The 9576-nt window shown below is 30.3% G+C and carries 10 protein-coding genes and 1 riboswitch; of the genes, 3 read left to right on the top strand and 7 right to left on the bottom strand.

The window, feature by feature from the left end; all coding sequences use genetic code 11:
• The 3 genes from ABY863_RS06305 to ABY863_RS06295 all read left to right on the top strand — a co-directional run.
• Positions 1-449: AAA family ATPase (locus ABY863_RS06305; RefSeq protein WP_372793413.1), on the top strand; the 449-nt coding region annotated here is incomplete at its 5' end.
• A gap of 17 nt (positions 450-466) precedes the next feature.
• Positions 467-868, top strand: a complete 402-nt coding sequence (gene arfB / locus ABY863_RS06300; protein WP_372793412.1) for an alternative ribosome rescue aminoacyl-tRNA hydrolase ArfB — start codon at positions 467-469, stop codon at positions 866-868.
• Between the two features lie 192 nt (positions 869-1060).
• A riboswitch (TPP riboswitch) is annotated at positions 1061-1150 on the top strand.
• Between the two features lie 49 nt (positions 1151-1199).
• Positions 1200-3548, top strand: a complete 2349-nt coding sequence (locus ABY863_RS06295) for a TonB-dependent receptor (protein ID WP_372793411.1) — start codon at positions 1200-1202, stop codon at positions 3546-3548.
• A 39-nt stretch (positions 3549-3587) separates the two neighbouring features.
• Here ABY863_RS06295 and ABY863_RS06290 read toward each other — a convergent pair whose 3' ends face one another.
• The 7 genes from ABY863_RS06290 to ABY863_RS06260 form a co-directional block, all read right to left on the bottom strand.
• Complete coding sequence (locus ABY863_RS06290) at positions 3588-4898, bottom strand: FAD-dependent oxidoreductase (RefSeq protein WP_372793410.1); 1311 nt, start codon at positions 4896-4898, stop codon at positions 3588-3590.
• A 109-nt stretch (positions 4899-5007) separates the two neighbouring features.
• The gene (locus ABY863_RS06285; protein ID WP_372793409.1) at positions 5008-5280 is read right to left on the bottom strand and encodes a heavy-metal-associated domain-containing protein; all 273 of its coding nucleotides are present in this window, start codon (positions 5278-5280) and stop codon (positions 5008-5010) included.
• A gap of 44 nt (positions 5281-5324) precedes the next feature.
• Positions 5325-5489 carry a hypothetical protein gene (locus tag ABY863_RS06280; RefSeq protein WP_372793408.1) on the bottom strand — a complete coding sequence of 55 codons (165 nt, stop codon included), beginning with the start codon at positions 5487-5489 and terminating at the stop codon, positions 5325-5327.
• A gap of 27 nt (positions 5490-5516) precedes the next feature.
• Positions 5517-6974 carry an NAD(P)/FAD-dependent oxidoreductase gene (locus ABY863_RS06275; RefSeq protein ID WP_372793407.1) on the bottom strand — a complete coding sequence of 486 codons (1458 nt, stop codon included), beginning with the start codon at positions 6972-6974 and terminating at the stop codon, positions 5517-5519.
• A 10-nt stretch (positions 6975-6984) separates the two neighbouring features.
• Positions 6985-7545 (bottom strand): DUF3365 domain-containing protein, encoded by a 561-nt coding sequence (locus tag ABY863_RS06270; protein WP_372793406.1) that lies wholly within the window; start codon positions 7543-7545, stop codon positions 6985-6987.
• The gene (locus ABY863_RS06265; protein ID WP_372793405.1) at positions 7545-7985 is read right to left on the bottom strand and encodes a rhodanese-like domain-containing protein; all 441 of its coding nucleotides are present in this window, start codon (positions 7983-7985) and stop codon (positions 7545-7547) included. The genes ABY863_RS06270 and ABY863_RS06265 overlap by 1 nt, the downstream gene beginning before the upstream one ends.
• A 121-nt stretch (positions 7986-8106) precedes the next feature.
• The gene (locus ABY863_RS06260) at positions 8107-9522 is read right to left on the bottom strand and encodes a rhodanese-like domain-containing protein (RefSeq protein WP_372793404.1); all 1416 of its coding nucleotides are present in this window, start codon (positions 9520-9522) and stop codon (positions 8107-8109) included.
• Positions 9523-9576 lie beyond the last annotated feature (54 nt).

Below are 9576 nucleotides of genomic sequence, written 5' to 3'. Positions count from 1 at the left end.
TACAAAACAAATGGAATAACGAGCGGAAAACGTGTGAAAATTCAGATCTATTACCTATTGCAATTGGCCAAATGAAATTAGAGAATGATTTAGCTAAAAAAGCAGATAAAATTTTAATTTGTGATACAGACCTATTAGAAACTAAAGTCTATTCTGAAGAATTTTATGGCGGCTATGTCGCTCCCGAATTAGAAAAAGCGGCTATAGAAAACACCTACAATTTATATTTACTTACTTATATTGATACTCCTTGGGAAGAAGATGATTTAAGAGATCGTCCCGAACTTCGTTTAGAAATGTTTAATGCATTTGAAAATGCCTTAAAGAAATACAATCGCCCCTATATTTTATTGAAAGGTGATAAAAAAACCCGACTTGAAAATGCAATCATAGAAATTGATAAAATTTTAACATCAAAATCTGGATTGCAAACATATTCAGCAAAATAAATTTTATTATTATTTTTATGAATCCAGAAATTATTCTTAAAGAACTTAAATTTAAAGCAGTTAGAAGTAGTGGTGCTGGAGGACAACATGTAAACAAGGTTTCTTCAAAAATTGAATTGATTTTTGATGTACAAAATTCGGGTGGATTTACTGATGAAGAAAAAGAATTGTTATTTAAAAATTTAAGTTCAAAACTTACCAAAGAAAAAAACTTACTATTAACTTGTGATGAAAGTCGCAGTCAACATAAAAACAAAGAAATTGTTAAAGCGCGTTTTTTACAAGTAATTACAAACGGTTTAAAAGTTCCTAAAAAAAGAAAACCAACCAACCCAACAAAGTCTAGCATTAAAAAACGATTAGAAAAAAAGAAAAAACAAGCGTTTAAAAAAGCTTTTAGAAAAAGGCCAGAATTTTAATTTTTTTAATCCAATATTATATCACAACAAGTAAAATTGGAGTAAAATTGCCTATTATTTTGAGGGGTTCAAAGTATTGTTTATAAATCCTTTGGAGTATTTTATATTATAATAAACTCATCCCTTTTTTTATCTTTTAAAAATATTCTTAAAAAAATATTCTTAATCGAAGAATTATTAAGTAGCTTTGCATCATCTCAAAAGGGGTGCCTAAAACGGCTGAGATCAAACCCATTGAACCTGAACAGGTAATGCTGTTAAGGGAATTAAGAAACAATTTAATTAATATCGATTAATTACCTCTTTTTATATCGTTTTATTTTATAAAAAAATGAAACATTTAATTACACTTTTTATGATTGCATTCACATTAAATGTAAATGCTCAAGAATTATTAACACTTTCCGGAAAAATAACTGACGGAACTAAACCCTTCTCAGGTGTAAATGTACAAGTGAAAGGAACAGAAATTGGAACCACAACTGACATTAATGGACAATTTTCTTTAAATTTAAAAGAAGGAAATTATATTTTGATAATAAGTTCCATTAGTAAACCAAAGGAAGTTAAAGGAATTTTAACCAAAGATTCATTTATTTCAATTGACATGTCAGACAGTTTTGTAGTACTTGAAGAAGTATTAGTATCTGCAGTTCGTGTAAAAAGTACTTCGCCTGTAACACATAGTAATGTAACTAAAGAAGAATTAGAAAAACGTAATTTAGGACAAGACATTCCTATGCTCCTTAACTATTTACCATCAGTTACTAGCTCTTCTGATGCTGGCGCAGGAGTTGGTTACACTTACATACGAGTTAGAGGATCTGATGCTTCACGGATAAACGTAACTTTAAATGGAATACCATATAATGATACTGAAAGTCAAGGTACTTTTTGGGTGAATTTAGGTGATTTCACTTCATCAACTGAAAATATGCAGTTACAACGTGGAGTTGGAACTTCAACCAATGGCTCTGGAGCTTTTGGAGCAAGTTTAAATTTGTTAACTAATGCAATCTCAGAAAATTCTTATGGAGAAATTAGTAGTTCTGTTGGATCTTACAACACTTTTAAAAACACTGTAAAATTTAGCACTGGAAAAATAAATGACCACATTGAATTTTCAGGTCGTTTGTCTAAAATTTCTTCTGATGGCTATATAGATAGAGCTTATTCAGATTTAAAATCATATTTTTTACAGGCAGCTTATGTAGATGATAATACCTTAATTAAAGCTATTACTTTTGGAAATAAGGAAAAAACATATCAGGCCTGGTATGGCTTAAGTGCTGAAGAATTAAAAGAAGATAGAAAACAAAACCCATATACATACGACAATGAAACAGACAACTATTGGCAAGATCATTATCAACTACACTGGAATGAAAAATTAAATAATAACTGGTCTACAAACCTAGGTTTAAACTACACAAAAGGAAAAGGATATTTTGAACAATTTAAAGAAGGAAGTGCTGTTTCAAAATACAACAATATAGTAGAAGCTACAGGTACAGATTGGTATGGAACTCCTGCAACAGACCTTATTGTTAGAAGATGGTTGGATAACGATTTTTATGTTGCAAATTTTAATGTTGACTATAAAAAAAATGAGTTAGAAGTTATTTCTGGAATATCATTTAGTAATTACACAGGAGACCATTTTGGAGAAGTAATTTGGGCAAAACAATTTACTCCAGAAGCTTCTATAAGAGATCGCTACTATTTTAGTGATGCTAAAAAAAATGAGTTTAGCGTATTTTCTAAAGTTTCAGTTAAACTTAATGATGAGCTTAGTAGTTTTATTGATTTACAAGGTAGGTTTGTTAATTACAAAACAGATGGACTTACTTCAGGCAGAGACTTATTAAATGTTGACAAATCATACAAATTCTTTAATCCTAAGTTAGGTTTAACATATGAATTTAACAATAACAACAGTGTTTACGCTTCTTATGCAAGAGGAAACAGAGAACCTAATAGAGATGATTTTAAAAACGGACCAAATGTTAACAATGAAATTTTAGATGATTTTGAACTAGGTTATCGCTTAAAAAATGAGATTTTAAACTTAAACACTAACCTTTATTATATGTTATATAAAAATCAACTAATTCAAACTGGTGGTTTAAATGATGTTGGTGAATATTTACGTGAAAATGTAAAAGACAGTTATCGTTTTGGATTGGAGGTTGATGCAAACATTAAAATATCTAACACTCTTTCCATCAATCAAAACTTAACTTTAAGTACTAATAAAATTAAAAACTTTATACTAGAAAGAGATGGTGAAAGTAAAAATATTGGGACAACTAACATTGCCTTTTCCCCAAGTATAATAGCAGGAAACGCTATTACTTACGCTCCAATAAAAAACCTTCAAATTAACATTCTTTCAAAATATGTTGGAGAACAATATTTAAGCAATACAGACACCAAAGCGTCAAAATTAGATAGTTATTTTATAAATGATTTTAACTTGACATATGAATTAAAAACCAAGTCAATATTTAAATCTATTGTGTTTTCTGGTTTAATAAATAATGTTTTAAATAAAGAATATGTAGATAGAGGGTATACTTTTTTAGATTATTGGTCAACTCCAGGTACTTCTTTTGAAGTGCAAGGGTATTATCCACAGGCAACCAGAAATTTTTTAATTGGAGCTACTTTAAAATTTTAGCATAAAAAAACCGAGGTTAAAACCTCGGTTTTTTTTTTATTAAACTTCTATACCTTTCATCATTTTGTTCCAATACAAATAAGGAAGCATATATTTTTTTAGAATCCATAAACGCCAATGTTCTTTAGAAGAGTCACTAATCATTAATGGAAACTGCTTCAATTTAGGATCTGGTTCAAAATTTTGATTATAATCAAATTCAGCCAATACCATTTTACCATAACCTGTAACTAAAGGACAAGAAGTATAGCCATTATATTCTTTAGAACTTATAGTATTTGACTCAATCAATTTCAAAATATTTTCAACAACAACTGGTGCTTGTTTTCTAATGGCCGCTCCAGTTTTAGATGTTGGCAAATTTGATGCATCACCTAAACCAAAAATATTTGAGTATTTTACATGTTGCATTGTTTTACTATTAACATCAACCCAACCTGCTTCAGAAACTAAAGGAGAATTTTGAATGAATTTAGGAGCCGCTTGTGGAGGTGCTAAATGCATCATCTCAAAATGAATCCCATATAAATCTCCATCTCTGGTAACTTTTACATCTTTATAATTATATTGAATTTCTTTATCTAATGATTTCACATCACCATCAGCAATAGTAACACAACCTCCTCCTGTTAAATCTTTTACAATTTCATACCAAGCAATTTTTTTATCTGCATCAACCTTCACTAATTTATGAAAAAATCGAACATTGATGTCTTTTTTATCAACTACTTCCATCAAAGTATCTGCAATTATTTTAACTCCAAAGATGGAACCGCTAGGCAATGCAAAAACAATATCTGTTTTATCTCTAACACCTTCTTTTCTAAAATGCTCATCAGCCAAATACATAATTTTTTGAGGCGCACCACCACATTTAATTGGTGTTGCAGGTTGTGTAAACAAAGCTGTACCTCCTTTAAAGTTTTTTAATGTTTCCCAAGTTTGTTTTGGATTGGTATAATTACTACATACAACCCCCTTATCCATTGCTTCTTGTAATCCTTCAACCAATTCTGGGGCCATTCTTAATCCTGGAGCAACAACTAAATAATCATATGTAAATTCATTCCCATCTTTTGTTTTAACTTTATTACTTTCAGGCTCAAAACTGTCTGCAAACTCTTTAATCCATTCTACTCCATTTGGAATTAATGATGTCATTGGTTTTGCTGTGGCTTCAAAATCAAAAGTGTTTGCACCAACTAATGTCCAAGCTGGTTGATAATAATGTGTATCCGCTGGTTCAATGATACCTATTTGCAATGAAGGATTTTTTCTTTTTAACATGGAAGAAACCATAATTCCTGCAGTACCTCCACCTATTACAAGTACTTGAAAATGTTTTGACATTTTATATATTTTTAGTTAATAATTTTAGGATGAGAAAATTAAATATAAAAAGCTCGATTAATGTAATTGAAATCACATTAATCGAGCTTTTTAAACAAAAATTAATTTTTTACTCTTCTGAAGTCATTCTACCTGTAGCACAACTCACAAAAGATTTAGCTTTATGAATGATGGTATTGTCATCTCCTATTTCTGGATAACCCATACTCGATAACTTCTTTTTAACTAAAGTTATTACTGATTCATCAATCGAGTCTATAGATACTTTTGAAGTTTCCACATCAACATTAACCTCATTTACGCCTTCAATACTAATAATCCCTTTTTTAACTGTATTAGCGCAACCGCCACATTTTAAATTTAATATTTCTATTGTTGTCATCTTTTGATTTTTTAGATACTGCTAAATTATAAAAAATAAAATCATTAGGAATGACCTCCAACAACAATCTTCATTACTTTTAAATTTAATTTAAAAAAGTTATACACCTGATAAATGAAACAAACTCTCATAAATCGAACCAATTTTGTAGGCTCTGTTCCATAAGAAATATTACTATAGGGTATTGTTTTTTCTTTACTTTTTTCCATTTTATTCAAACTTTAATTACAAATTTACTATTCAGGAATTAACCACCAAAATGGTTTTGCTTTTGCTTTATATAAAAACATATAGTGCATAAATAGCTTCATCCAATGGCCAGCTGTTCCAACAACTCCAACAGTATCTTTAATGTTTCTTCCCCATTTTGGGTATTTTTCCCAATCTGGCACAATAGGATTTACAGTCATAACGGCTGCTTGACCTTTAAACAATCCATATCCAGCTGAGACAATACAGGCGGCACCCATTTTTGCCATAGATGCTGTATGAGGATGTTCAATTTTTCCAACTTTAATAGAATGAATAATATTTTGTGCCACTATTTTACCTATTACACCTGAAGGCATTCCTGTTCTTGGTGGTGTAGGAAATATTTTAGTTCCGTTTGGACTTTCCATTGGTTTAGACATACCATGAGGTGGAGCAAAAGCAATACCCGCAGCGTATATGTTTTCATAATTCACACTTTTATATGTTGAGGGCCAATCTTCAGCTCTCCAATCTTCATAAGCTTTTAGCGTATAATCTGCATCAACTTTCATCATTCCATTACCTGCAAAAACTTCTAAACTAATATCTTTATTTTCTTTATCAAAAGCTTTCATACCTGCACCTGCAAAACCAGGAATTAACATTGCAAAATCAAATTCTTTTGTGTGATATTCTCCTCTTAAGTTTTCATAATAAACTTTTCCTTCTTCTACTTTTTGAACTCCAGCTCTTTTTATCCAATTAACTCCATATTCTTTTAAAATAGATTCCGTAAATATTTTTGTAGGAGTTATATATCCATTTCTTTTAATATAGGCACCTCCCATACCAAAATCACCTAATTCATATTCATTAGAAATCCACCATATATCAGCTAAATGTGCCAATTTTCTTTTTTTAATTTCAAAAGCTACATTTAAAACATACTCAAATGCAGCTCCTTGGCAAGTTGCCAATGCATGTCCTGTGCCAACTAAAAATGTTTGCTTTTCACCATTCTCCATTTTCTTTAAAGACTCTTGAAGTTTTTCCCAAGCATGTGCTGCGTGATCATATGTACAAACAGATTGAGTGAATTTAGTTGGTCCTAATCCTTCAGTAGCTTCAAAATTAAGTTTTGGGCCTGTTCCATTTATTAAATAATCATACGTTACTTTCTCTTCTTTTCCTTCATTATCTTTTGAAACATATTTAATAGTAACAAATCCTTTTTCATTTTCTGCATCACCTTCAGGATGAATAGACGTAGCTAATGCCTGTTTGAAATTAACACCCATTTTTTTATAAACTGGTGCTAATTCAAATTTAACCTGATCTGGTGTCATTAAACCGACTCCAACCCAAATATTAGAAGGAATCCATTGAAAATTACTATTAGGCGAAACCATTACAACTTCATGACCTTTTTTTAGTGCTCTACTTAAATAAGAAACTGCTGTGTGACCAGATATTCCAGCTCCTAAAACAACAACTTTTGCCATATTAATTATTTTAAAATTCTATACTCCAAATTCCTCTTAGCTCTCCCACTTTATAACCTACTGCTACATCTTCTGGATACAATGTTTTTATCAAAGAATCTGTTTTTACATTTAATTCTTCTCCCAATTTACCATGACAAGCCAAACACTTACTATCAATAATAATTGGAGCGTAAAATTGTATGTTTTTGTATTTATTAATCTCAACAATAGGGATCAATTCTGTGTTATTTTTCAAAGCACTTTTGTAATCACTAATAATTTGTAATTCACGCTCAGTAGCTTTATTTTCAGAATTTCTTAACTTATCTGATGCTCTCTTAATGGAAACATTAAATTTCTCTTCCATTTTTTTTGTAATTGGCATTGCCTCTGAATTACAAAATGGAATGGCTTGCATTGGACCTCCTAATTTCATTTGAGCCATTAAATTAGTACTCAATTCATTAAAAGTTGCTTGAGTAATTTCTTTTCCTGTTGAAATATATGCCACTTTCTCTTTTTCTGAAAGCTTCTTATTACAAGAAAATAAACTTAATAAGGATACAAAAATTAGTGTTCTTTTTAACATTACTCTTTTTTTATTTTATTTTTATTCTTTTCCCAATTTAAAATTCCGCCTTGTAAATCATAAACCTGCATAAAACCCGCTTTTATAAGTTTTTTAGCTGCTGATGAAGTTCTGTTTCCTGATCTACAATACAAAAAAATAGGTTCATTTTTGTTATAATTTTCAAATTTTTCAAGGAATTCCCTGTCATATAAATTAATATTTACTGCACCTTCAATATATCCTTGCTTAAACTCATAAGGTGTTCTAATATCAATAATTGTATGATTGATTGATTTTTCTTTAAATTCAGAAGGCGAAATTTCTATAACTTCACCTAAATTTCCTTGTGTAACTGAAGTTTCTCCTGCTTGGTTCTTCTTTTGTTGTTTATTTTCACAACCTAAATTAATAGAAATAACAATTAGTAATAAAACTAATGTTTTAAAATATTTTTTCATTTTTATATGTTTTTGATTTTTAGCCAAATGTAATTTTACTATTATGATTATGTAGTAACTAAAGTTACGCAAAAAAAAGGAGAGTTATTAAACTCTCCTTAAATACTTTATGTAAAAAACCTTATAATAGAGTGGTTGGACAAACATAATCAGTTAGTTTAACTCCTGTATCTTTTATGTCTTTAAAACCACCTCTAACATCTGTTACTTTTTTTACACCATTTGCCTGAAATATAGATGCTGCAATTAATGATCTATAGCCACTTGCACAATGTAAAAAATATTCTTTTTCTGGATTTATTTCAGCAAAATTTGTATGAATATAATCTAAAGGGAAGTTTTCTACCCCAACTACATGTTCTGATAGATATTCAGATTCTTTTCTTACATCTAAAGCGACTTGCATTGAACCCTCTTTCAGTTTATTTGCAAATTGTGTTGCAGATATAGAACCAATTTTATCAACTTCATGCCCTGCTGCTTTCCATGAATGAATTCCTCCACGTAAATATCCTAAAGTATGGTCGTATCCAACACGAGAAAGACGAATTACAACTTCATGTTCCCTTCCTTCTTCAGCGATAAAAATTATTTTTTGATTGATATCTTTAATTAATGCGCCAACCCAAGGTGCAAAACCTCCTTCAAGACCAATATACCAAGCACCCGGAACGGTACCTTCTTCAGCATAAATTTCTTTGGTACGAGTATCTAATACCAAAATATCATTTTGCTCGCTCATTTCTTTGAATGAATCTGCATCAATTGGTGCGGTACCTCGGCGTATAACTTCATCAATACTAATGTTGATACCTTTATTCATTCTAACATTATTCCCGAAATATTGTGGTGGTGGTTTTAACCCAGTTGTAACTTCCTCAATAAATTCTTCTTTTGTCATATCAGCTCTTAAAGCATAGTTTGTTTTCTTTTGATTTCCTAACGTATCAAAAGTTTCAGAGCTCATATTTTTACCACAGGCTGAACCTGCGCCATGATTTGGATATACAATAATATCATCAGGCAAAGTCATTATCTTATTTCGAAGAGAATCAAATAAATGACCTGCCAAATCTGCCTGAGTTAAATCAGATTTTACTGCTAAATCCGGTCTTCCAACATCACCAATAAATAAACAATCTCCTGTAAACACATACGGTTTATTTCCTTTTTCATCAATTAATAAATAAGATGAAGATTCCATGGTATGTCCAGGCGTATGTAATAGTTGGAGTGTTAAATCTCCAATTTTAAATTTTTCACCATCTTTTCCTTGATGTATGTCATAAATAGGATCTGCATTTGGACCAAAAACGATGGTTGCTCCTGTCTTTTTTGCTAAATCAACTTGACCAGACACAAAATCTGCATGAAAGTGAGTTAAAAATATATATTTAATTTTAGCTCCATCAGCTTTTGCCATTTCAATATATGGTTCAGTTTCTCTTAAAGGGTCAATTATTGCGGCTTCTCCATTGGAATGAATATAATATGCCATTTCCGCCAAGCATCCTGTAAACAATTGTTCAACTTTCATAATTATCTGATTTTTAAGTTATTAAATTTACCTCTTGAAATTCAAAACTACAAG

The sequence above is a fragment of the Lutibacter sp. genome, assembly GCF_041562875.1.
Classification (GTDB): Bacteria; Bacteroidota; Bacteroidia; order Flavobacteriales; family Flavobacteriaceae; genus Lutibacter.
This window is presented reverse-complemented; position numbering and strand designations above follow the sequence as displayed.

Coding starts and splice junctions, on each gene's coding strand:
- arfB (WP_372793412.1), top strand. CDS start 467: ATGAATCCAGAAATTATTCTTAAAGAACTTAAATTTAAAGCAGTTAGA.
- ABY863_RS06295 (WP_372793411.1), top strand. CDS start 1,200: ATGAAACATTTAATTACACTTTTTATGATTGCATTCACATTAAATGTA.
- ABY863_RS06290 (WP_372793410.1), bottom strand. CDS start 4,898: ATGTCAAAACATTTTCAAGTACTTGTAATAGGTGGAGGTACTGCAGGA.
- ABY863_RS06285 (WP_372793409.1), bottom strand. CDS start 5,280: ATGACAACAATAGAAATATTAAATTTAAAATGTGGCGGTTGCGCTAAT.
- ABY863_RS06280 (WP_372793408.1), bottom strand. CDS start 5,489: ATGGAAAAAAGTAAAGAAAAAACAATACCCTATAGTAATATTTCTTAT.
- ABY863_RS06275 (WP_372793407.1), bottom strand. CDS start 6,974: ATGGCAAAAGTTGTTGTTTTAGGAGCTGGAATATCTGGTCACACAGCA.
- ABY863_RS06270 (WP_372793406.1), bottom strand. CDS start 7,545: ATGTTAAAAAGAACACTAATTTTTGTATCCTTATTAAGTTTATTTTCT.
- ABY863_RS06265 (WP_372793405.1), bottom strand. CDS start 7,985: ATGAAAAAATATTTTAAAACATTAGTTTTATTACTAATTGTTATTTCT.
- ABY863_RS06260 (WP_372793404.1), bottom strand. CDS start 9,522: ATGAAAGTTGAACAATTGTTTACAGGATGCTTGGCGGAAATGGCATAT.